Raw genomic sequence first — 24,313 nt, 5'->3', positions numbered from 1 at the left:
TAAAGACAGACATTTGTAACTGATGGATCTCACCGATCGGCCTCTTCTGATAACTGAGCAATGGCGCGAAAGCCCCTGGCTTATCTACGTGCTTGGCATACTGGCTGCTTTGCTGGCCGGTTGGCTGGTAGGCACCTACGGCATGCTCGGTGGCGCCATGCTGGTGGGGTTACCAGTCGCTATAGCCTTACTGCTGGGTGTTCTGATTGAGCCCAAAATTGGTCTGTTCCTGTATGTACATGTCAGCTTCTTAATCGGTTTTACTCGTTTTCTTCCACCCGCTATTCCGCTCGGCACTGCCCTGGATGGCATTCTGGTTCTCAGCCTGTTAGGCACATTTTTAAATGGAAAACGAATGGATTGGAAACAATTGAAACAGCCTTTTTTTTGGCTGCTTATTGTTTGGCTCTCCTACACCATACTAGAGTATTTCAATCCGGAAGCCCCCTACCGTCCGGCCTGGTTTTACAACGTTCGTTCGTTTTCCCTTAGCTGGTTTTTCATTGCGATCGTCGTGATGGTGAATCCCATTAGCCGGAAAGACATTCGCCTATTCCTTATAGCCTGGTTGGCCTGGTCCGTCTTTGCCGCTTTGTGGGGCTTTAAACAGCAGTACATCGGCCTGGCAGGCGCCGAAATCCGGTGGCTGGCCGAAGGTGGAGCCCGAACCCATATTCTGTGGGGTCAATTACGAAGTTTCTCCTTTTATTCTGACGCTGGTCAATTTGGCTCTGAGATGGCTGGCGTAACCCTGATCTGCCTGATCCTCTTCTTCGAAGGCAAATCCTGGATTCTTCGCATCACCTACCTGGTCTTAGCCTTTATCCTGTTCTGGGGATTTGCCGTTTCAGGTACCCGGGGTGCCCTGTTTGTTTTACTGGCCGGCTTTCCAGCTTATCTTTTCCTGAGCCGGAATCCACTGAATATTATCCGGGGATTTCTGGTTGCGGCACCCATACTGGGTATCCTGATGTTCACATCAATTGGTGATTCAAATTACCAGGTCTATCGTATACGCACAGCGCTTCGCCCCACTGAAGATGCCTCTTTTCTGGTTCGGCTGGAAAACCAGCAGAAACTTAAGAATTTCTTAAAAGACAGACCATTTGGAGCGGGCATTGGTACTTCTTCGGGTGCGGGTAACCGTTTTTCTCCTAACCATTTTGCGGCCCAGATTCCAACCGATAGCTGGTATGTTCAGCTTTGGATCGAAACGGGTGTTGTTGGCCTTACGCTTTATCTGATGATGCTGACAGGCATCATCCTACTCGGTATTTATAAAATCTGGCAGTTGAACGATCGTACGCTTAGCACCCTGATGATTGCCCTGCTGGCCGAATTTATCGGGATAGCTGTCGTGAGCTACACCAACCCCATTCTGGGCCAGTTCCCAACTAGTACAATCATATTTATTAACTCAGTCCTATTCACCACCTGTACCCGTTGGGATACCCCAAAGACCTCACATTATGCGAATCGGAATTGAAGCGCAACGGCTCCTAAGGCCCCACAAGCACGGTATGGACATCGTGGCTCTGGAGACAATCCGGGCTCTATCAGCCGCCCACGAACATGAGTTTGTCATTTTTGTAAAGCCCGACAGCGACCGCGTAGGGCTTCCTGATTCGCCCAATGTCGAGTTGGTTGAATTAGACGGCGGACCGTATCCCATTTGGGAGCAGTATGCCTTACCGAAAGCGGTTAAGCAGTATGGCATTGATTTGCTGCACTGTACAGCCAATACGGCCCCCCTGCACTCGCCAGTGCCTTTGGTACTCACGCTTCACGATATTATTTTCCTGGAAAACCAGCCGTTGCTACGAGGAAGCTGGTACCAGCGATTTGGGAATCAATACCGCCGATGGAATGTACCCCAGATTGTCAATAAATGTGACCGGATTGTCACCGTGTCTGATTTTGAACGGCAACGAATCATTGATCATTTGAAGCTGGACCCCGATCAGGTTATCACCGTCTGGAATGGCGTTAGTGACAAGTTTCAGCTGATCAATGATCCCAATCAACTGGCAACTATTCGAACCCAGTTCAATCTGCCGAACGAGTTCATATTTTTCCTGGGTAACACAGACCCAAAGAAGAACGTACGGGGTGTATTGAAATCGTTACTCCTCTTAAAAAAACAGGGTAAGCTTACGCTGCCCGTTGTTATATCGAATCTTACAGCGGCTTCGTTAAACGTTATCCTGACAGATATTGACGGGCAAATTCTCACCGAGAACATACGCTTGTGTGGCTATATACCTAATGCCGTTTTGCCTTTGGTATATAATGCCGCTACAATTTTCCTTTGTCCATCGCTTCGGGAAAGTTTTGGCTTACCCATTCTGGAAGCCATGGCTTGTGGCACTCCCGTTTTGACATCGTCCACGTCGTCCATGCCTGAAGTGGCCGGTGATGCCGCTTTATTGGTTAACCCTACTTCAATCGAGGAAATGGCCCTGCAGCTTGGTTGTCTCATTCAACAGCCTGCCCTCCGCGCTACTTTACGGAAGAAAGGCCTAGAGAGAGCCGCCTTATTTTCATGGCAGTCTGCGGCAAATAAGTTACTTGGTGTATATGAAGAGACAATAAATATTCACTCTATACCCGTCGTTTGTTAAATTATTTTGTTAGTTTGCTCCTTACCAATTTTTATCAGTAAATGGAAAATTTCGACAGCATCATTTGTGTTGGACAGACTCCCTGGAAAGGTGATTTTCAGAAAGCAGTCGTTCAATTGATGACTGAGCTATCGGTACGGCATCGAATTCTTTACGTCGATTACCAGTACACGGTGAAAGATTTTGCCATGGGCGTTATTGGTCGTCAGGATGTTCCGATTCGGGAACTGATGCGGCTGAAAAACCCGCTGATCAAAAAAACCGTTGACAATGGCAGTGAGGTTTACATCTGGACTCCCCCATTGATGCTTCCTATCAACTGGTTATCGGACAAACCGTATGATGTGCTGATCAAGCAGAACGTTGGTCGAATGGTTAAAGGGCTCCGGCGTGTCATGGGCCAGCTAAACATGAAGAGGCCACTGGTTATCAATGCATTCAATCCTGTTTTTGGCCTACCTATGCTGCACCAGTTGGACGAATGGGCCACGATTTACTATTGCTTTGATGAAATAACGGCAGCCACCTGGATAAGCCGCCACGGGAATCGGTACGAATCCAGGTACCTGGAGCAGGTCGACGCGATCATTACGACATCGGAAGCCCTGCGCCGATCCAAGTCCGTGCAGCAATCCAACGCCTACTGCGTCAAAAACGGGGTTAACTTCGATTTATTCAATCAGGCCCGTCAATTAGCAGAAGAGCGCCCGCCCCAGAAACCAGTAGTCGGCTACCTGGGCACGGCCGACAACCGAATTGATCTTACGTTGGTCGAACACTGTGTTCGAACCATGCCGGATGTCCTGTTCCAGTTTGTGGGCGAAGTAAACGAACCCAGCATTAGGCAACGGCTCTCTTCGTATACGAACGTCGAGTTTATTCCTCCTCACCAACCGGCGGAATTACCCGCTTTGCTGGCCAACATGCAGGCCGCGATGATTCCGTTTGTGTGCAATGAACACACATACACAATCTATCCGCTAAAAATTAATGAATACCTGGCGGCTGGCTTACCTGTCGTGTCGACTCCCTTTTCGATTCTCGACGATTTTGACGGGGTTGTTGAAATGGCCGGAAGCCCCGTAGCCTTTGAACAGGCCCTCCGGCGGGCCCTGGCCGACGATAGTGCCCCTCGTATTAACGAACGGGTGGGAATGGCCAGAGCCAACTCATGGAAGAGACGGGCCGAAGAATTTGAGGCCGTTATTGAGCAGCTTTAAGCCGCTGGAACCAGGGTGGGAGCCGTTCCGGCTCCTTTTAGCCACTGATCGGTTTCCTTGTCGTAGTGCTTCAGAACCCGGGCCGGATTACCGCCCACAACCGTATACGCCGGTACATCGCGCGTGACAACACTACCACCCGCCACAACGGAATGCCGCCCAACGGTGACACCAGCCGTGATGGTTACATTCGCTCCAATCCAGCATTCGTCTTCAATCACAATAGGCCGCATCGTCACCCGCTGGTCCCGAATCGGCAATTGAACATTCTCGTACGAATGATTCAGCCCCGAAAGCACAACGTGCTGAGCCATAATGACTTTAGAGCCAATTTTGACCGGACCAATCACGACGGCTCCAATACCAATCAGAGTATTCTCACCTATCTGGACCGGGCCAACACCATTGTTTATTACACCGAAATCGTCGATGATGCTGTGTGCCCCCAACGAGAAAGCATTGAAGGGTAAGACATCCATCCGAACGCTGGACCGAATAATGGACGAACGATGCTGCTTGTGGACGAATGGATTGACAAACCAGCTTACCCACCGACGTGGCCGGGCCTGATTGTGGGGAATGAGCAGCCAGTGGACAAACTGCTTGAGCGCTGGCCGCTCATCGATATAGCTCTTAAACGACATAGTATTGGTCTAAATACTGAAACACTTCGTCCGTATTTTTCGCGTGCAGAATTTTAGCACCCGACAATGCCGGAAAAATGGTATCGTATTCGTTGAAGTGATGCTCCATGCCCCCGCCAGGGTGCGACAAAATGATGTTGATACCCTCAAAATAACTGGCCAGTGCAGCCGTACCACCGTGCATCGAAATGAACCGGTCGCAGTTGGCATAGACGAGCAACTGAAGGTGATTGAAATTAGCCACCTGATCGCGGTGCCGTTCGTGCAGGTCGTTCATCAACAGAACCTCCGGGTGGTTTTCCCGAAGCCAGGCGTGCTCGTTCAAGTCCATAATTTCGCTGTTATCGACTACGATCTGGGATGAAAGCGGGCGATTATAAATAATCTGGTAATGCGCCTTGTATGTGGATACAATCCGATCCAAAGCAGGTATATCCAGAAAATTGATGGGTGGTTTATCCCATTCAATGTTGTATTTGTTAGCGATCACCAGAAGCGGTTTGTCAAATACGAACTGGTCATTTTTGTAGTGATTTTTCAGCGGAACCCGCGCCCATTTGGTGAAGCTAAACGACGGGCTATGGGTCATATTGGGCACTTCGTAGTAGCCATAACCAGCCTGCCACACCCTTTTTTCGTACTTCTCCGTATGATTTTCACTAAAGAAATAGAACGGTTTGGTATTGCTGCTGGAAATGGTTTGCTGCAGGGTCCCGTTCAGATGGTGCCAGTACGCAAAAGGCAACACATAGCGCAACTCCTGATCGAATTCGCCGTGAAAATCAACGACTTTATAGGTCTTCTTCGCCATGTAATCGTTGGCAATAAACCGAAGCTGATTTAACCGGGCAAAGTAGTTATCGCGAATAAAGTACCGCAGATCCGGTCGGATTCCAGCGTATTTCAGCGTGGCTACTACGTATAAAAACTTCAGCATTAATCGCTGCATAGAGGCACAAGCATTGATTGGATGGATACGGGGCAATCCGGTAAACAAATCCGCTAACCCGTCTTAGGTTATGACTCTGAATCAACGAATAAGCCACTTCTAAGGGCGTAAAATTTAGGTGTTTCTAAAGTGGCCCGGTGCGAAATGGCCCTCAGATAAACGGCTGAGATCGCGAAACCCGTCACCTGTCAGTCCCCAGTACCACCAATAATCCGGCGCTCTGCCTCCTGAAGTTCATCCAGGGCGGGAACCTGGAAAAGTAATCATTTATGCCTTTACCAAAGCCTGTTTCCGGGTCTATGCCTGATAAAAACACCGCCGACAATCCGCGCCAACCCGGCCATACGCCTGCTCGGCCGGGCCGAATATCAACAAGTAAAAATCGGCGCATGAAACGTGGTAGAAAGCCATAAAGCCACAGCGTTAACTTCCCAATATTGATCAAGGGGTTGCCTTTATCCATTGTCTGTAATCAATTGACAATAAGGCAATTCGTTTGCACAAATGGTGACCAAATTAAGGGGGTGAGGTCTAAATTACTAACCATGCTTCTTGATTCCCATAAACCAACTAGAATTAGCCGTCTATGGCTCAAGGTGTTACCTGGCAAAATTGGCTTGATCACCTTTTTCATATACGCCTGTTGCCAACCCGTTTTTGCTCAATTCTGCGCGAATCCGTCAGGTCAGTTGGTCATTAATCAGTCGTTTGGTACGGCTAGTCAGCCCACATCCATGGCCGGACTGACGCCTTACCAGTATGTACCGCCAACCTGCCCTGCCGATGGACAATATACCGTTACAGAGACGATTGACGGAGGCTGTTTTAATTATACCTGGTACGCTGTCCCTGCGGATCATACGCCTGACGATGTAGACGGGAATATGCTGATTATCAATGGGGCCAACACAGCCGGTGCTTTTTATGAACAAACCGTGTCTGGGCTATGCCCCGGCACAACGTATGAATTTTCCTTATGGGCGCTTAATCTGCTAAAAACGGGTATATGCCCCACCCCACTCGTGCCAAATCTGATGCTTACCCTCGAAACAAAAAGTGGTAACATACTTACGTCCGTGCCACTGGGCTCTATTGATCTGGCCGACCAGCCTGTCTGGCGGCAGCATACAGCGTTGTTCGAGGCTCCTAAAACAACCGAAGCGGTCATTCTGAAATTGGTGAACACGAAGGGCGACTATGGCTGTGGCAACGATATGGTGATCGACGATATTCAGGTGAGGCAGTGTGAGGAGTGCGTATCGGATCAGGTTTATGTGCCGGATGTATTCACCCCGAACAACGATGGCCTGAACGACAACCTGGCATTTTTTTTACCTAAAGTCTCCTCCTACGACCTGAAAGTATACGACCGCTGGGGAAGCGTCATTTTTGCCAGCACCAGTGTAAGCCAGCGGTGGGATGGCACCTATGCCGGTAGCCCCTGCGCTTCAGGCGATTACACCTGGGTAATTGCCTACCGAACGGCAGCCGCAACCCAGGAACAAAACGAGCATGTGCAAACAGGCCACGTTTTACTGGTTCGCTAAGGTTCTTTATTCACGCAACACGTACCCACCCGCTTGACAGACTCTGATACTACTCGTCCAATGCTCAAAGCCCTACTCATTTTAACCATTGCTTCGGTAACGCTCGCCGTTGCGGATCAGCCCCAACAGGCCCGAGCGTTGAAGGCAACCGGTCTGACCAGCCAGGCGGCCACGAAAATAGTACTGGATAACAAACGCTGGTATCAGGTAAACAACACGTCAAATGGCCTTGACGCCTTGTTTGACGGCGATATCGGCGAAACAGTTAATACCGGCTGGGGTAAAATACTGACCAATTTCGACGCGTACTATCCTCTCCTGCCGGGCGAACACATATCAATTGACAGCATTCGGATGTACGACGGAGCCGGTACAAATACCGACACGCCAATGACCCTGTCGATTATTACGGACAAGTGGGAGCGCATTCCGATTGCCCGTTTTACAGGCGACAAGTACCAGGCCTGGGTGGGTCCTGATCCGGAGCATCCTGCTGATCTGGCCCTGAAAACAGCGACGGCCAATGCCCGGTACCTGGTCCTGAATTCGTCAGGATTCTACCCGACCGAGATGGAACTGTATGGAACCTACCAGCTAGGTAAGGAACCCGCGCTTTTGCCCCTGGCGTCGTATCCGTTCCGGCATACGTTAGGCATCAATGGATTCGAGTGGGACGCCGAAGATCCTACGACCGGTGCAGCCCTACGGGAGGTTGAAACGACCCGGATCAATGCCCTGAAAAGTTTTTCGTCGATGCGACACTACATCGACTGGGATAAGCTGGAATCCCAGCAAGGCAGTTACACGTTCAATCCAACGTTTAGCGGAAGCTGGACCTACGATGGCATGTATGAACGATTGGGGGCCGAAGGGGTCGAGATGCTGGCCTGCCTGCAAACCCTGCCGAAGTGGATGGAAAACACCTACCCGGAAGATGGCCGTGATTATAGTAACTCGCCCGCTCGCTACGGCAGTGACCGCTCCCAGCCAACGTCGTACATCGAGCACGCGCGGGTAGCATTTCAGTACATGGCGCGGTATGGCTTTAACAAAAACATCAATCCGGCTCTGGTTAGTGTCAGCCCCGAAGTCACCTGGGCGGGTGTCAACACCGTTAAAATTGGGCTGGGCCTGATTCGCTATATCGAGTGTAATAACGAGCCCGATAAAACCTGGAAAGGCCGGAATGGCTACCAGTCAGCCCGCGAATACGCAGCGAACTTATCAGCGTTTTACGACGGGCACAAAAATACCATGGGGCCGGGCGTTGGCGTCAAGAATGCCGACCCATCCGTTGTGGTCGTGATGGGCGGCATGTCGACACCCACCACCGATTATTTACGGGCGATGATCGACTGGTGTAAAGAATTCCGGGGATACCGCCCCGATGGGTCCGTCAACCTCTGCTGGGATGTTATCAATCAGCATTTATACGCCAATGATGTCATGTCGGCGCAAAATGGTGGGGCTACCCGGGGTGTCGCACCCGAGCTGGCAGGTGTTGGTGAACAGGCAGCCGCCTTTGTGAAACTCTCCCGCCAATATGCGCAGGGAATGCCGGTCTGGATAACGGAAGCCGGATACGACATAAACCAGGATAGTCCATTTCGGGCCATTCCCATCGGTCGGAAAACTGTCCTGGAAACGCAGGCCGACTGGATTCTGCGAACGTCTTTACTGTATAGCCGGGTAGGCATTGACCGGGTCTTTTATTTTCAGGCCTATGATTTTGACATTCAAAACCCGACCCAGTTTGCCTCGATGGGCCTGTTGAATGAAATTGGCAAAACCCGTAAACCAGCCGCTGATTTTCTTTACCAGGCCAAAAACCTACTGGGCGACTATCACTACAAAGAAACCATCAGCAAGGACCCTCTGGTAGACCGGTACGAACTGGATGGCCAGTCGGCCTATGTCCTGCTCATTCCCGATGAAAAAGGAAGAACGGGAACCTACAACCTACCAATAACCCAGGGAGACACGGTGCAGATTTGCACACCCGCCATTGGTCGGGACGACATGAATCGAACGGTGCAAGTTAGCCAGACGGGTACAATTGCAATAAACGTGAGTGAAACCCCGGTCTTTGTGATGCCAACACGGGCCGCCACGCCAGACGCCAAAAATAGCCTGAGCAGCTTACAGATTTACCCAAATCCAGCCGCCGACTACGTTAAGTTAACGCTTGAAAACGGGGATGTTCGGCCACTTGACGTGACCATCTACGACAATGCGGGTCGAAAATGTAAGCAACTAAGTCTTCTCAAATCAGGGCGAGTGCTCAATGAGCAACTTGATTTAAGTACGCTGGCCCACGGATTGTATCTATTGGAAGTGCGCCAGGGACCGGCCAAATTGATTAAAAAAATCATCATAAATCAGTAAGGGACGAAGCTTATGCGCCCCCAAACACCCATACTAGCCCATCGCATACCTAAATGAGTAACACACAAAAGGCAATGAACGGAGGGAAATGGATTACCGTTTCCACGGCCATTTCCACGCTGTTTCAATTCCTGCAGGTAGCTGTTCTAGCCCGTCTGCTCGACCCTGCTGATTTTGGACTGGTCAGCGTTAGCAATCTAATCATTGCCTTCTTTCAGATTTTCTCGAATCTGGGTTTTTCCAATTCCATCATCTACAAACAGGAAAGCGACCGCAACGTATTATCGACACTGTATTTTCTGAATCTGCTGGTTGGCTTTTTCATCTTTGTCGTCATTCATATTAGCTCTCCGTTCATTATCTCATTCTACCATGAGCCGAAGCTGGATAGGGTGTTAAATCTTTCCTCTTATTACTTCATGATTGCCTATTTCGGGCAGCTCTACATGTTTTTGCTGGAGAAAGAGCTCCGGTTCAAATCAGTAGCCATGCTCGACATTGCCGGAACGGTTATTGGCTCGGCAGTGACGGTAACGCTGGCCTACAGCGGATACCGCGAGCTATCTCTCATTATTGGGTCGTTGGTGACGCAGACCGTTAAGTCTGCCTTGCAAATCATCTTTGGCCGCTCACTCTTCCGGCCTACCTGGTCCTTTAATATCAAGGAGGTTAAAGACCACCTTCGCTTTGGCCTGTACAACATGGGCGATGGGTTTCTGGGCTTTATTCAGTTTAACTCCGACAACATCTTCATTGGGGGTATGCTGGGCGTCAAGATGCTTGGTTATTACACCATTGCCTACCAACTGGCAATTTTCCCAATTGCCAAACTCAACCCGATTATTTTGCAGGTCGCTTATCCCATTCTGGCCAAGATGAAGGACAATATGGCGGATTTGAAGAAGTCGTACCTAAAAATCCTGGACTTTATTAGTTATTGCAACTTACCGCTCCTGGCCGGGTTGTTCATCACGGCCGATAGTGTTGTTCCCCTGATTTATGGGCCAGGCTGGGAGAAGACCATCGACCTAATTCATATTTTCGTTTTTGTGGGCATTTTCACTTGCCTCAGCCATCCCCTCTACACGCTGGTATTTACCAAAGGGAAGCCAAATCTTCTGTTCTACCTCAACCTGGGTACACTTATCGTTAAGATTCCCCTGGTTTACGTCATGGGAAATTACTGGGGCGTAACGGGTATAGCGCTGGCTTTTTTACTGACGACGGCGATGAATATGATTGCCAATTTCGCCATAGCTCACTCTATTATCGGCGATTTCGTGGGCGATTTTATGCGTGATGTGGCTAAACCCATTATCTTCTGCCTCATTATGATCGGTGTCATTTATACCTACAAGCTATTCGTAGGCGAAACTGGTCTGGTAAACACACTAGTAGAAGTCGGACTTGGCGGAGCTACCTATGGCTTATTGACCTTGGCTTACAAGCTTTCGTTTACGGAAATTAAAGCCTACCGACAGGCGCTGCTTTAGCGTACATTTTTAACTACTCAGTTGTCAACAGAAAAGCCCTTAGCTGTGTGTATGCAGCTAAGGGCTTTTTGCCATTTAACGTGCTAAATGGCCAGAGCTTATTGACAGTCAGCCCATTAGGCGCCATCGTGCTGTCAGTTTCTTAAAACCTATTGGATAGCTGTTAACTAAAGGAGGTTTCTCAAAACCTCTCTTATCAGTTTTAAGAAACTGACAGCACACAAACACCCGAATGTATAAGTCAATCAATACAGAAGATCACGTTTTCTGTTAACCTCAACTATTATCCAGGGCACGCTGTAAGGTCTGGGCAAACACCATGTCGTTGGGAGGCAACAGCATTTTTTCGTGATCGCCTGGCACATTGTGTACCCGAACGCCTTTCAGCGCGTATTTCTTCCAGCCTAAATACTTGTTGTCATCGACAAAATAGATCCGGAATTTCGCTTTAAACAGATCGATCACCCCATCATACGGTTTCATGGTATATGAATGAAATGCGATCTCATGTTTCTCCATGATCAGCGCCAAATGGTCGAGTTGCGTCTCGGTTTGCACAGGAGCAGGCTTTTGAAAACCAGCCGCTTGCAGGAACCGATTAACGTTGCGCTTTACGTGCTGCTGCTGGTACTGAAGCGCCATAACGGGATGCCGGATCAACGAGTTCGTGAACCAGACTAACTTGGGAAGCTGCCGGTATAATTTACGAACTAATCGGGGAAGCCCCGTTTGGGATGAGTCCCGCTCCTGCGCATTGGTATCGAACATGGCCACTAACTTCACCTCTTTGCCCATCGCCTTAAGCTGACGGGCCATTTCCAGCGCTACATAACCACCAAAGGAATAACCGGCAATGGCATAAGGCCCCGTCGGATTTTGATCGATTACTTCGGTCAGATAATGAGCAGCAATTGCTTCCATATTGTCCAGCGGCTCATCGACGCCGTCCAGACCCAATGCCTGCAGGCCATAAATAGGTTGCTCAGCATCCATATAACTCACCAGCCCGCTGAAATTCAGCAGGTTGAGACCGATACCGTGAATAATATAAATAGGTGTTTTACTCCCTTCTGGCTTAATGGGCACCAACGACTTCCAGGTCATCGGCCGCTCTTCCGTCTGGAGTAATCTGGCCAATTTCCGGACTGTCGGATAAACGAGTAGAGTGGACAGGGGAAGTCGCCGGCCGGTTTCCTTTTCAAGCCGGGTCATCATCTGAACGGCGATCATGGAATGCCCGCCTAATTCGAAAAAATCATGATCGACGCTGATTTTCTCTACGCCCAGCACATCCGTCCAGATCGTGTAGATGAGCTTCTCCATCGCCGAAGCGGGCTCGCCACCCGTTTCATGGGCGACCGGCACCGCTTCTGGCCGCGGCAATGCTTTCCGGTCAATTTTCCCGTTGGGCGTAATCGGCAACTGCTGCAGGCCAACAAAGTCGGCAGGAATCATATAATCGGGCAACACATCCCGGAGCATGGTTCGCCAGGCGGGAATCTGTTCCAGAAATGCGCCGTTCACCAACGCCCTGTTCGTGACGACGTAGGCAACTAATCGCTGATCGCCCGGGCGATCTTCCCGAGCCATCACCACGGCATCTTTGATGGCGCTGTGGCTGACCAGAGCGTGTTCGATTTCACCAAGTTCAATCCGGTATCCTCTGATTTTTACCTGATGATCAATACGACCCAGACAATGGATTTCGCCATCGGGCATAAACTTACCGAGGTCGCCGGTGCGGTACATCATCCGATTGGGAGATGACGCAAACGGGTCGGGTACGAATTTCTCCTTGGTCAGTTCGGGTCGGTTCAGATACCCACGGGCTACACCATCGCCAGCCAGGTAAATTTCCCCGATAGCACCCACCGGCAACGGCTTCCGTTGTTCATCCAGAATATAAACCTGGGTATTCTGAATCGGACGGCCAATGGTGATAATCTCATCGCTGGCTAAAATCTGTTTCCCCGTGGAATAAATAGTCGTTTCGGTCGGACCGTACATATTCCAGAGGGAAGCGCAACGAGCCGTTAGCTTTTGGGCGAGATCTTTTGACATTGGCTCACCACAGCAGAGAATTTTGAGGGTAAACCGCTGTTCCCATCCGGCCAGCAACATCAGTTTATACGTTGCCGGAGTTGCCTGAATGATCGTTATGTTATGCTGCGGAATGGCTTTTAATAAAGCCCAGCCATCTTTTGTAGTTTCGGTGTCGGCCAGTACCAGCGTGGCTCCAACCAACTGCGGTAGAAACAATTCGAGACCAGCAATATCGAAGGAAATGGTGGTTACAGCCAGCAACGCATCGTCTTTGGTAATGCCAGGCATGGTAATCATGCTATACAGCAGATTGACCAGGTTATGGTGTTCAATCAACACCCCTTTGGGTTGCCCGGTTGAGCCGGACGTATACAGAATGTAGGCCAGATCATCGCCCGTTACGACGGTTGTAGGCGCTTCTTTGGCATAACGATCCAGTTCACCCAGCACGGTTTCAATAGCCAGCACTTTCGTCTGAACAGTCGATTGCCCATCCAGTTGATACGTTGATCCGGCACCCAGGTACTTCTTCGACGTAAGGAGCAGGTTAGCCGACGAATCGGTCAGCATGAAGGCAATCCGGTCATGCGGATAGTCTGGATCAATGGGAACATAAGCGGCTCCAGCTTTCAGAATCGCCAGCAACGTAATGATCAGCTCCGGTGACCGGTCCATCACGACGCCAATAACGTCCTTCAAACCCACACCAGCTTGCTGTATGGCATGCGCTACCTGATTGGCCGTTTCATCCAGTTCCCGAAACGTCAGGGAACGTCCATTCGAAATCAGGGCAATTTTATCAGGATATTGAGCGGCTGTTTGCGCCAGTAACTGGTGCAACGACGCCTGCCTGGGGTATGCCGCCTTTGTGTCATTCCACTGCGCAAGCTGTTTATTCGGCTCCTGAACACTCGTTAACTGGATATCGCCCAACCGAACCAATGGATTGGCAACGACCTCTTCCAACAGGCGCTCAAACTCAGCCATCATCCGATCGATGCTTTCTTCTTTGAACAGGTGGGTGTTGTAAGCCCATTCAAAGATTAACGAAGCATCCTGTGCGGAAGAAGAGCCACTGATGTTTAAAAACAAATCCACCGCGGCATATTTCCGCGGATTGCTGATTAACTGATAATCAAGACCGTAGAAATTAACACCATCATCCAACCCCATGTCGACGTTGAAAATAATGGGAACCATCGGCACCCGGGATGGATCGCGGGGGATCGGCAATTTTTTGAGCAGGCTACTAAAGGTCAGTTGCTGGTGCTCGTAGGCATCGAGGATTTGCTCTTTTCGGATGTGTAAAAACTCCCGGAAGCGCTGATTCGTCTGTGGGAAACTCCGTAAGGGCAACAAGTTCACGCAATGCCCGATAAGGCCAACTTGCCCCGTTACTGATTGCCCGGCGGTGGGCAACCCCACAACCAGATCATCCTGCCCCGTCAGTCGATGCAGGAAAACTTCAAAGGCTGTTATCAGCGTCGTTACGAAACTGGCTCCCTCCTTCTGGCCTAACTGTTTAACGGCGAGTGCCAGGGAAGATTTCAGTGGGTAATCGCGCCGGGCGCTTTCGTATTGGCGGAGGGCTGGCCGGGGGAAATCCGTTGGCAAGTCGACCACCGGTACGGTGCCTTTGTATTGATCGAGCCAGAAGGACTCGATGGCCCGGTGTTCCGCACTTGCCACAAACTGGAGCTGTTCGGACGCGTATTGACTGTATTGAGGAGCTTCGGCCAGTGCAGGCGATTTATGTTGCGCATAAGCTGAATAGAGCGCTCCTAACTCCTGCAATAAGATACCCAGCGACCAGCCATCACAAATGATGTGATGCGCGGTTAGGGTGAAATGATAGGCCGTGTTGGATAACTTAAGTAAGCCGGCTTTAATTAACGGGCCGTTGATCAGATCGAATACATACAACGCATCCTGCTCGGCATAGGCATCGATAGCCCGCTTCTGGTCGGCCGCCGTCCTGTTCGAATAATCCTGGTAAGCCAGTTCAACTGAATAATCATCGAACACGCACATCTGCTTTCCGTCAGCGCTGAACGCAGCATGCAGTGAGTCGTGGCGGGCGATCAGACGCTGCCAGGCTTTTTCAAAGGCAGGTGTATCGACTATACCCGTGAACAGCAGTGATACCGACTCGTTGAACCCCCGACTTGCGTCGTCGCCACCGAACTGACAGGCAGCCCATATTTCCATCTGGGGCGCTGTGGCGGGTGCAAGCCACCCAATGCTGGGCCCATCGAACGGATCAAAGTCAACGTCAAGTAGTTGTGTGGTTATAGTGCTCTCGGTCATCCCTACTCAATTTAGTTCAACCTGCAAGTATTTACCGGGTTGCTCTGGATTGGGCACAAACCAGGCTGGATTGCCGTCTCGGTCCCGACCTAGCCGAGCCCCAAGCGCAGGTGGCGTGTTGCCCGCAAAAGTTGAGCCATTCGGCTCTACAGCCGCTTTACTGCCGCCCCAAAACCCGGCCGCCAGCAGGCTTCGCACGCTTTCGGTGAAGTGGTGGATCAGGGTATCTATTTCAGCATCGGTATGGGCTTCGGTTAAAAAACAGGGAAAGCCATCCCAGATATGAATGCCTTTTTCCCGCATGAGCGTAAACAGCAGTTCGGAATACGCCAATTCCTCTTTAAACTTTATCTTCCATAACGAACCGAAACTGGCCACAACGAGTGGCAGCTGCCACTGGGCAATTACGTCGTTCATCGCCCTGGCCAGCCGGTCAGTTTTTCTGGTTAGACCTGCCTGTAGCTGCGGGCCCGCTTTTTTCATGTAAACGAGAGCCGCTTTTGCCGCAGCCAGCGCCAGCGGATGGCGAACGAACGTACCGGCAAAATAGGTAACGCCAACTTCAGGAACGGACGCATCTCCGTATTGCCAGAAACCGCCATCCAGGGCATCCATATACTCCCGCTTGCCCGCAATGACGCCAATAGGGAGGCCCGCACTTACTACTTTTCCGTACGACGCCAGGTCTGCCTTAATGCCGAACAACGCCTGCGTACCGCCCGGATGGGTGCGAAAGCCCGTAATGACTTCGTCGAAAATCAGAACCGTTCCTGACTGAGCCGTAATGGCTCGTACTTCTTTCAGAAACTCAATCGGTACGAATTCCGGACGACGGCTCTGTACGGGTTCGACCAACACAGCCGCTAGTTCATGGGCGCGTTCGCGGATGAGTTTAAGACTCTCCTCGGTGCCATAATCCAGAATCAGCATGTTCTGCACCGACTCGGGCATGATGCCAGGGGCCGCCGGGAAGGACTTTAATTTTTTGGTTCCTCTGACAAGCACCTCATCGACAATGCCGTGGTATGAACCCGAGAAGGCCACAATCAGGGAGCGGCCGGTTACTGTACGCGCAATACGCATGGCACCCAGAACGGCTTCGGAGCCCGTGTTGCAAAGGGCCACACGGTCCATGCCAGTTAATTCGGAAATAAGCTGGCTGACTTCGCCCGCCAGGGTATGCTGGGGACCCACTTCGTAGCCGCTTTCAATTTGTTCGTGTAAGACGTCCTTGATGAAATCGGGCTGGTAGCCAAACAGATTGGAGCCAAACCCGTTCAGCGCGTCGATGTATTCGTTTCCGTCAATATCCCATAAATGGCTACCTTTAGATTTGTTCACCACCAGCGGATAAACGACTTCTTTGGTGAGCGGACGAAACCCCGATACGACCCGTGGGTCGGCCATGTGGCTGCGATGCTCTTGCGCATACGCTTTGCTGGCCTTCGTTTTCTGATTGTATCGTTGCGTAAGCTGGGCTAAAAAATCCTGTTGTTTCTGCGTTAAGGCAGACGCCTGGCGTTCGATGCGGGCCGTAGCCCCGAACGGTTTTTTCAACTCAACTTTTTCTTCCGGCGTTAAGGTACTATCCGCAGCAACGGGGTCTTTCGTTACGTTCACCGCTGGTACCGGGGCCTGCACCGGCGCGGGTACCTGATGAACGGGCATTGGCTGTGGAGCACCGCCCTGCAGCAGCGCTACTTGCTTCGCCATGAGCTGCAATTGCTGGGCAATCAATCCTAAGGCCGTGTCATTTTGCGCGAAGGCTATGGCTGGCTGGCTACTCATGTCGCTAAACGTAACCGGCGCTGGTGCTGGCGCAGCTATTGGAGCTGACACAGGCACCGGCGCGGGTTGTGGAGTCGGTTGTTGCACCTCGGCGGGCATCAGTTGATCCAGATAATCAGCCAATTGTGCCGGTGTCGTATAGGTCGATGTTAGTTGCCGGAAGGTGATTGGCAGGCTAAATTCCTTCTTCAGGTTCAGCGCTACTTGCGTTAACAACAGCGAGTCGAAACCGATTTCCAGAAAACTGGTCGTAGGGGCCACCCCGACCATGTCGATACCGGAAGCATCTTCTAACAGTTGATTTACTTTCAAAAGTAAGGCGTCTTTTCTCATAATGGTGTGTTTATAGTCAATCGCAGGGTATGGCAATGGATTCACGTCGGCAACAACCGTCCGATCAATAAATGGTACGGGTTGATCAGACGCCACAACCGGTGCTGGCTCAACCCGTACAGAGTCGAGCCAGCACCGTTTTTTAGAAAAAGCATACGTTGGCAACCTTAATTTCGTTCGTTTCTGTCCGGCATAAAAAGCCTTCCAGTTGGGCTCCATACCATTTAGAAAGAATTGGCCGATTGTGGTCACAATCGACTGGCTGGCTTTTGTCCAGTCAGGCTGATTGGGTAATCCAGCCAGAATGGTCATTGGCTTTTTACCGGCCTGCTGCCGGGCGAGCGTTGCCGTCACATGCCCGGGACCAACTTCCAGCAAGAGTGGTTTCTCAACCGTAAAAATCGTATCGAGGGCTTCGGAAAAACGTACTGTCGAGCGCAGGTGCTTTGCCCAGTATTGCGGGTCGGTAGCCTCAGCATCGGTCAGCCAGTTTCCTGTGCATGTAGAGACGATGGGCATTTTAGGACGATGCAACCGAACACCCGCCACCACTTGCGCAAACGCATCGACAATGGGGTCCATCATCATGGAATGAAACGCATGACTCGTTGCCAGCGGCTGATTCGGTATTTCGCGGTCGTCCAGCAGTCGGGAGAAATCAGCGATGTGCTCGTCAGGTCCGGCTACAACGCAAAGGGTATAGCTGTTGATGGCCGCCATGGACAGCGTATCGGGCAGCATGGCGTGCACCTGGTCCGCTTCCTTCCGAACCGAAAGCATACCTCCCCGTGGCAACTGGCTCACCATTTTTCCACGGGCGGCAATTAGGGTCAATGCATCCGGCAGGGAGAAAACACCCGCCAGGTGAGCCCCCACAAATTCACCCACACTGTGTCCACAAAAGACGGACGGCTCGATACCCCAACTCATCCACAACTTTGCGAGTGCATATTCAGTGACGAACAGCGCTGGCTGGGTGTATCGAGTATTTTTCAGCCGCTGTTCGGCCTCCAAACTGAGCGTTTCGGGGTACATCACTTCCCGAATGTCCAGGTCCAGCTGATCTGCCAACAGGTCAGCGCATTGATCGACAGCCTCTCTATAAACGACTTCCTGCTCGTATAGCATCCGGCCCATGTTGAGGTACTGCGACCCCTGGCCCGGAAACAGGAAAACGACCTCTTCGGGGCTTCCGTCGGCTTTTTGTGTCGTAGGGTCAGCCAGTAACTTCTCGATTAGCTCCTCTTTCGACGTAGCCACGACAAAGGAGCGGTGGCTGAAAGCAGGACGGGTTGTCTGAAGCGTAAAGGCAACATCCGCCAGTTCGATCGACTCATCCCGCTGCAGCTTTTCGGCCAGTTGACGGGCATACGCTTTCTGGCTTTCCGCTGTCTTCGCCGACCACGTAATCAGCTGTGCCGCACGTGGAGTCGCCCCGCGTGGATGCGCTGTTTGGCCAACTGCATTCTCGGGTTGCTCATCACTGGAAACGCGAATTTCCGGCTCGAATTCTTCCAGCACAACATGCACATTCGTACCACCCACGCCAAACGAACTTACACCAGCCCGTCGTGGATACGACCGTCGTGGATACGAATTACCTTCCGACGATTCATCATCCGTCAACGCCCACTCGCGGAGGGTTGTGTTGACAAAAAACGGGCTGTTGGCAAAATCAATAACCGGGTTGGGAGTCGAAAAATTTAGCGACGGGGGTATCTGCCGATGGTATAAGGCCAGCGTCGTTTTAATAAAGCCAGCGACACCAGCCGCCTGGGTCAGGTGCCCCATGTTGCTCTTGATGGAGCCAATAGCGCAATACTGCTTCCGGGCCTGTTCGCCAAAGGCCTGCGTAAGGCCTTCTATTTCAATGGGATCGCCTAACGGCGTTGCTGTTCCGTGGGCTTCGACATATGTAATGGTGGCCGGATCAATAGCCGCATCGGTGATCGCCATGGCGATGGCCCCGGCCTGGCCATCGGCGTTGGGAGCCGAAAAGCTCCCCTTGCCTCCACCATCGTTGTTTACCCCTATGCCCTTGATAACCGAATAAATCGTGTCGCCATCCCGACGGGCAGCCTCCAGACTTTTCAAGAGAACAACCCCGGCCCCATCGCTGAAAACGGTTCCCTGAGCGTCGGCGTCAAACGATCGGCAGTGCCCATCCCGGCTCAACATCACCCCTTCCTGATACAAATGACCACTGTTGATCGGAGTCGTGATGCTGGCTCCCCCTGCCAGCGCGACATCGCACTGGCCATTCCGAATGCTTTGAACGGCCTGCGTGATGGCTAGAAGCGACGTCGAACAGGCGGAGTAAACACTCACGGCGGGTCCTTTCAAATTAAGCTGATAGGCCGTGCGCGAGGCTATGTAATCTTTTTCGTTGAGGGTCATTACCTGAAAGGCCCCCGCCTGATCGATCAGTTCTTTATGACCCAGAATATTGTTCAGGTAATAGGTATTATTCCCGCTTCCGGCAAACACGCCAACCCGACCACCGTATTGCTGAGGCAAATAGCCGGTTTGTTCGAGCGCTTCCCAGGCGATTTCCAGGAAAACCCGCTGCTGCGGGTCCATCAGTTGGGCCGTGATGGGCGTTAAGCCGAAAAACTGGGCATCAAATTGCTCGGCTCCGTCAATCGTTCCGCGTGCTTTAACGTACAACGGATCATTTCGTAGCGCGTTGGGCACCGACGAATCGAGTTCGGCATCCGTAAAGAAACGGGTTGTTTCTTTACCCAGTGTCAACACATCCCAGAGTTCATCAAGGGTGTTTGCGCCGGGGAAGCGACCGGCCATGCCAATTACCGCAATATCTGCCGATTGATTTTTCTCACTAAATTCTGGCGAGGAAATGGCTTCAGATTGCCGCTTTGTCTGCTCTGCTGACTTGGGTTGTAAATAGAGCGCTATACCCGCTATGGTCGGGTATTGGTACAGTTTAGTGACGGGCAGCGCATACTGCTCCTGATTCAGGGCAGCCACGGTTTTCTGCGCCAGGAGCGAATTTCCACCTAACTCGAAGAAATTATCGTCCAGACCAATTTTATCAACCCGTAGCAGGTTGCTCCATATGCTGGCAAGGAGCTGCTCCAGTTTTGTTTTGGGTTTCCGATAGGCCGCTGTTTGTTCAGGCCGGTTCCGACTCGGCTCCGGGAGTTGCTTTTTATCAACTTTCCCGCTGCTGGTTTTAGGAAATTCGTCCATCCAGACAAAAGCCGATGGCATCATGTACTCGGGCAATCGCTGCTCAAGCGCCCGGCGAATGGTGGCCGTGTCCGTCTGTCCTGGACTGGCGATCAGATAGGCAACCAGTTGTTTCTGAGCATCGGCCATCTCCCGTGCCATCACCACGGCCTGTTTAATGCCCGTGGTATGGTTCAGAATGACTTCAATCTCGCCCAGTTCGACGCGGTGCCCGCGAATTTTGACCTGATCATCCCGACGGCCCAGGAACTCAATGCTCCCATCGGGCAGGAAACGGCCTAGATCACCGGTGCGATAAACCCGCACTGGCGGTGTTGTTGCGGGCAACGAAATGAATTTCTCATCCGTTAGGCCCGGTTGATTTAAGTACCCTTCGGCCAGACAGGCCCCGCTAAAACACAACTCGCCAACGTCGCCATCGGGCAGACGAGCCAGTTGTTCGTCGACGACGAATAGGTTTACGTTGTCAATGACACGGCCAATTGTCGGGAGGTGGGGCCAGTTCGCAGGATTTCCATCCAGTTTAAGCTGCGTAACGACGTGGCACTCCGTAGGACCGTACTGGTTGTAAAGTACGCAGGCGGGTAATTCCGAAAAAAAATGGACGATCTGCGGAGTAACTTTCAACTGCTCACCAGCCGTCATGACCTCCTGGAGGTTTTTCGGAAACTGACGAAGGTTCACCCCAGCTTCGGCTAGGTACTGCAACGCAACGAACGGCAGAAATAATCTATTGATAGCCTGTTTATCAATGAATTGCAGAAGCGCATTCAGATCGAGCCGCAATGCTTCATTCACGAGCACCAGGGTTCCGCCGGTCGTAAGTGTTGCAAAAATTTCCTGAAACGAAACGTCAAAGCTAAGCGGGGCCAATTGCAACGTTCGCGTGCCGAGGCCAGCAGCGGAGTTTTTCTGCTGCCACTGCAAGAGGTTTATGAGGGGACCATGCCCCATGCATACCCCCTTCGGGTTTCCGGTCGAGCCGGATGTATAAAGCACATAGGCTGTGCTGCCCTGGTGAGGAATAGGTTGAGAAGAATTAACGTACTCGATATCGGACGCAACGGTCGTCAGGCCCAGTTGGGCAAACAAGTCTTTATTCTCAGCGGTCGTCACACTTGTACGCAGGCCCGAGTCGGCAACAATTTTCTGTAAACGTTGCTCAGGGTAAGCCGGATCAAGGGGCAAATACGCTTTACCAGCCTTCAAAATAGCCAGCACCCCAATTACCATCTCCAGATTGCGTGCTGTACTTACTCCAATCAACTTAGCCCCCGCATCCGCTTGTAGAATCGCCTGGCAGAGATCGGTAGCCCGACTATTCAGTTGCGCATACGTTAGCGCCTGATCCCCAAAAACCACGGCAAGGTGATCTGGATGGTCAAGCGCAACCTGATCGACAAGCTGATGAACAAACTGCGGGTGGAAACTTTCCCGGCTTACGCCTTTATCAACAAAGACACGCATACCGTTGACTAATTAAGAATGAGTACTATTCAATCATCCTACTCATCTACCGATTGGCAAATGAGTAGGAGGCTCTATTCACTAACCGTAACCTGGCTGGTATTAATCCACTTATAAAAACGTACGCTGGGTTTGAGCGGTATACTCTTTGCCCATTGGCAGTTGCATCGCATCGGCCTGGCGTGGCACATCGACGTAGTTCCCTTCCACCCGGTTCAAGATCGTTAAAATGGGCTGATTGGTCACACGTACATACATACTCAGCAGTTGTTTTTCGGCTCTCGCCCAGGGGCTGTTGGCATCAATGACCAGAAGCGACAACGCACTGTCTTTCAAGAGATAAGACGGAATCTGGTTGTTGATTAAAGCGGGGACTTCAAGAATAATGCGATCGTACTGGGTGATGTCGAAACCCTGCGTGTAATCAATCAGGTATTCGATGCCCGTCACGTTCATAAAATCAGGGCGAACGGTGTAGGGGAAAAACGTAATGTTTTTCTGTTGTTCGCGTTGCTCTCTGGCGTTAGCCCGTGGGTAGCAATACGCTACTTTCTGATCGGCCACATCATAGAGCTGAGTCAACCCATTGGCTACCCAGCTTTTTCCCTGCTTTGAGCGGATGCTAAACAGAGTAATAATGGGCGGATAAGATTTGGCCGTATTTTGAGATACCTCAATATTAATGGCGTTGAAAAGCTGCTCAAACATACTTCGCGACGCGCGGGTCGTTCTGGAATAAACCAATGGCTTTTTGACCGTTGGGAACAGGGCTGTAACGGGCATACCCACCAGCGCTTCGGCTTGCTCGGGCGACTGAATCCGTTTATCCAGCCAGAAGCGCAGTGCCGTTAATAAAAGAGCGATGAAAATACCCACACCCAACCCAATCATGATCAGTTGCGACCGTTTAGAAGCCAATGGCTGAAGCGGGAAATCCGGTGCATCGATGATTTCCAGCGTTCCACCGATGGATACGTCCTGCCGTTTTGTTTTAGACTGATCGACGTTTTGCAACAGGTCCAGGTAGGCTTTTTCAGAAACGGCTAAGTCCCGGTTCAACTCACGCAGTTGCGAACCTAATGGGCCATACTCATTGGTTTTGGCCTGAAATTCAGACATCCGCTTTTGGTACAATTCCAGACGAGCGGATGATTCTTCATACTCCAGCGATTTGGCCAGCCGATCATTTGCCATCGTCTGGGTTGGAATCGCATCGGACGAATTAGCGGCAGCATCGTATTTCTGGGCACTGATTTTCAGTTCCTCCTGCGCCTGTGCCAGGCTTGCCTGCAACTGATTAATTACATTTTTGGGCTGTCCGTAGGCGCGTGCGTTGGCTAGTTTATTCTCGACCTCGGTCAGCTTCTTTTGCTTATCGGACAGGTCATTATTGGCCGAACGAATGTTGCCCTGTTGTCCCATACGCCGGTTAAGCGCATCCAAAGACGCTTTAGCGGCATTCTTCCGCATTAATTCCTGGTTGTACTCGTTTTTCAGTGCCTCGCGGGACGACGCCACGTTGCGGGCTTCTTCATCATAATCCAGCACCTGGTGTTTCGCACTGAACGCACGAAGATTGGCTTCAGCCTGAGAAAGCTTCTCCTTGGCTTTTTGCAACTTGTCTTCGTAATACCCAACCACAGAATTCGTTTCGGAGGTTTTGAGCGTCGAGTATCGGTTATTCAGAATCGTAATGGCATGGGTGAGGGTGCGCTGGGACACGGCCGGATCATCAGACTCATATTCCATCAACATCACGTCGTTGGTACTCTTCCGGGCCGTTGCTTTAATATTTTCGCCCAACCGATTGATGGAATAATAGGAATCGGACTTCAGCAACAGAGTTTTGATCGGGTTGTCGGTCGTTGACTTAGCCAGGCTATCGATGGTGTGATGCAGTAAAACAGAATCACCCGCGATGAAATACAGATTCTGCCAATCGGGGGTCAAGGCCTGATGCAGTTTTTGAAAACCTGCATTGCCCAGCACAAGCGTATCCGGCTGACGAAGGCGCAGGTGATCACTCAGTAAGCCGATCCCGATCTGGAGCAGGGTTTCGCGCGAATTAAGCGTCGTCAGAATATTGTCAAACGCACTGGCTGACCGGTCCGTGAAGGCGTTTTGCTTATCCGACAGCAGCGAATAACGCGACACCAGACCCGTGTATAGGGTTGCCTGCGACTTATACACTTTGGGTTCATCCCGCGTGACAAAGAACGCTACACCCGCCGTTATACAGGGGATGAGAATAAACCAGATAATGTGCTGTTTCAATAAGCGCAAAAAGACGTCGATCGACATACTAT

General features: G+C 51.2%; 12 protein-coding genes. 6 read left to right on the top strand and 6 right to left on the bottom strand.

Annotated features, from left to right (window positions below; translation table 11 throughout):
* The first annotated feature begins 22 nt into the window (after positions 1 to 22).
* Genes SD10_RS09980 through SD10_RS09970 form a run of 3 tightly spaced genes read left to right on the top strand, consistent with a single transcriptional unit; the run spans position 23 to position 3,841 of the window.
* Entirely contained in the window at positions 23 to 1,486 is a 1,464-nt protein-coding gene (locus SD10_RS09980) for an O-antigen ligase family protein (RefSeq protein ID WP_046573672.1), read from the top strand.
* Positions 1,470 to 2,621: a glycosyltransferase family 4 protein gene (locus SD10_RS09975; protein ID WP_046573671.1), complete on the top strand. Its 1,152-nt coding sequence runs from the start codon at positions 1,470 to 1,472 to the stop codon at positions 2,619 to 2,621. Before SD10_RS09980 ends, SD10_RS09975 begins: the two co-directional genes overlap by 17 nt.
* Before the next feature lie 41 nt (positions 2,622 to 2,662).
* Positions 2,663 to 3,841: a glycosyltransferase gene (locus SD10_RS09970; RefSeq protein ID WP_046573670.1), complete on the top strand. Its 1,179-nt coding sequence runs from the start codon at positions 2,663 to 2,665 to the stop codon at positions 3,839 to 3,841.
* Here SD10_RS09970 and SD10_RS09965 read toward each other — a convergent pair.
* The 3 genes from SD10_RS09965 to SD10_RS09955 form a co-directional block, all read right to left on the bottom strand.
* Positions 3,838 to 4,485, bottom strand: a complete 648-nt coding sequence (locus tag SD10_RS09965; protein WP_046573669.1) for an acyltransferase — start codon at positions 4,483 to 4,485, stop codon at positions 3,838 to 3,840. The two genes, SD10_RS09970 and SD10_RS09965, sit on opposite strands and share 4 nt — an antisense overlap.
* A complete protein-coding gene (locus SD10_RS09960) occupies positions 4,475 to 5,434 on the bottom strand; it encodes a hypothetical protein (RefSeq protein ID WP_046573668.1) in 960 nt (319 codons plus the stop codon). Before SD10_RS09960 ends, SD10_RS09965 begins: the two co-directional genes overlap by 11 nt.
* 181 nt (positions 5,435 to 5,615) lie before the next feature.
* Positions 5,616 to 5,897: a hypothetical protein gene (locus SD10_RS09955; RefSeq protein WP_046573667.1), complete on the bottom strand. Its 282-nt coding sequence runs from the start codon at positions 5,895 to 5,897 to the stop codon at positions 5,616 to 5,618.
* 82 nt (positions 5,898 to 5,979) lie between these two features.
* Here SD10_RS09955 and SD10_RS09950 point away from each other — a divergent pair, with 82 nt between their 5' ends.
* Genes SD10_RS09950 through SD10_RS09940 form a run of 3 tightly spaced genes read left to right on the top strand, consistent with a single transcriptional unit; the run spans position 5,980 to position 10,859 of the window.
* The gene (locus SD10_RS09950; RefSeq protein ID WP_046573666.1) at positions 5,980 to 6,981 is read left to right on the top strand and encodes a T9SS C-terminal target domain-containing protein; all 1,002 of its coding nucleotides are present in this window, start codon (positions 5,980 to 5,982) and stop codon (positions 6,979 to 6,981) included.
* A 60-nt stretch (positions 6,982 to 7,041) separates the two neighbouring features.
* Positions 7,042 to 9,366 (top strand): T9SS type A sorting domain-containing protein, encoded by a 2,325-nt coding sequence (locus tag SD10_RS09945; protein ID WP_046573665.1) that lies wholly within the window; start codon positions 7,042 to 7,044, stop codon positions 9,364 to 9,366.
* 53 nt (positions 9,367 to 9,419) lie between these two features.
* A complete protein-coding gene (locus tag SD10_RS09940) occupies positions 9,420 to 10,859 on the top strand; it encodes an MOP flippase family protein (RefSeq protein WP_046573664.1) in 1,440 nt (479 codons plus the stop codon).
* A 276-nt stretch (positions 10,860 to 11,135) separates the two neighbouring features.
* On the opposite strand, the gene SD10_RS09935 is transcribed toward SD10_RS09940, so the two are convergent.
* The 3 genes from SD10_RS09935 to SD10_RS09925 all read right to left on the bottom strand — a co-directional run bounded on the left by SD10_RS09935 (position 11,136) and on the right by SD10_RS09925 (position 24,308).
* Entirely contained in the window at positions 11,136 to 15,209 is a 4,074-nt protein-coding gene (locus SD10_RS09935) for a non-ribosomal peptide synthetase (RefSeq protein ID WP_046573663.1), read from the bottom strand.
* Between the two features lie 6 nt (positions 15,210 to 15,215).
* Positions 15,216 to 22,007 carry a type I polyketide synthase gene (locus SD10_RS09930; protein ID WP_046573662.1) on the bottom strand — a complete coding sequence of 2,264 codons (6,792 nt, stop codon included), beginning with the start codon at positions 22,005 to 22,007 and terminating at the stop codon, positions 15,216 to 15,218.
* A 111-nt stretch (positions 22,008 to 22,118) separates the two neighbouring features.
* Positions 22,119 to 24,308 carry a GumC family protein gene (locus SD10_RS09925; RefSeq protein ID WP_046573661.1) on the bottom strand — a complete coding sequence of 730 codons (2,190 nt, stop codon included), beginning with the start codon at positions 24,306 to 24,308 and terminating at the stop codon, positions 22,119 to 22,121.
* Positions 24,309 to 24,313 lie beyond the last annotated feature (5 nt).

Origin of the sequence: Spirosoma radiotolerans (genome assembly GCF_000974425.1) — a bacterium.
GTDB classification, from domain to species: domain Bacteria; phylum Bacteroidota; class Bacteroidia; order Cytophagales; family Spirosomataceae; genus Spirosoma; species Spirosoma radiotolerans.
The sequence above is the reverse complement of the archived record's forward strand: the minus strand, read 5'-3'. Positions and strand labels throughout refer to the sequence as shown.

Excerpts from the sequence above, each read along its gene's own strand:
- SD10_RS09980 (WP_046573672.1), top strand. The coding sequence starts at position 23 with ATGGATCTCACCGATCGGCCTCTTCTGATAACTGAGCAATGGCGCGAA.
- SD10_RS09975 (WP_046573671.1), top strand. The coding sequence starts at position 1,470 with ATGCGAATCGGAATTGAAGCGCAACGGCTCCTAAGGCCCCACAAGCAC.
- SD10_RS09970 (WP_046573670.1), top strand. The coding sequence starts at position 2,663 with ATGGAAAATTTCGACAGCATCATTTGTGTTGGACAGACTCCCTGGAAA.
- SD10_RS09965 (WP_046573669.1), bottom strand. The coding sequence starts at position 4,485 with ATGTCGTTTAAGAGCTATATCGATGAGCGGCCAGCGCTCAAGCAGTTT.
- SD10_RS09960 (WP_046573668.1), bottom strand. The coding sequence starts at position 5,434 with ATGCAGCGATTAATGCTGAAGTTTTTATACGTAGTAGCCACGCTGAAA.
- SD10_RS09955 (WP_046573667.1), bottom strand. The coding sequence starts at position 5,897 with ATGGATAAAGGCAACCCCTTGATCAATATTGGGAAGTTAACGCTGTGG.
- SD10_RS09950 (WP_046573666.1), top strand. The coding sequence starts at position 5,980 with ATGCTTCTTGATTCCCATAAACCAACTAGAATTAGCCGTCTATGGCTC.
- SD10_RS09945 (WP_046573665.1), top strand. The coding sequence starts at position 7,042 with ATGCTCAAAGCCCTACTCATTTTAACCATTGCTTCGGTAACGCTCGCC.
- SD10_RS09940 (WP_046573664.1), top strand. The coding sequence starts at position 9,420 with ATGAGTAACACACAAAAGGCAATGAACGGAGGGAAATGGATTACCGTT.
- SD10_RS09935 (WP_046573663.1), bottom strand. The coding sequence starts at position 15,209 with ATGACCGAGAGCACTATAACCACACAACTACTTGACGTTGACTTTGAT.
- SD10_RS09930 (WP_046573662.1), bottom strand. The coding sequence starts at position 22,007 with ATGCGTGTCTTTGTTGATAAAGGCGTAAGCCGGGAAAGTTTCCACCCG.
- SD10_RS09925 (WP_046573661.1), bottom strand. The coding sequence starts at position 24,308 with ATGTCGATCGACGTCTTTTTGCGCTTATTGAAACAGCACATTATCTGG.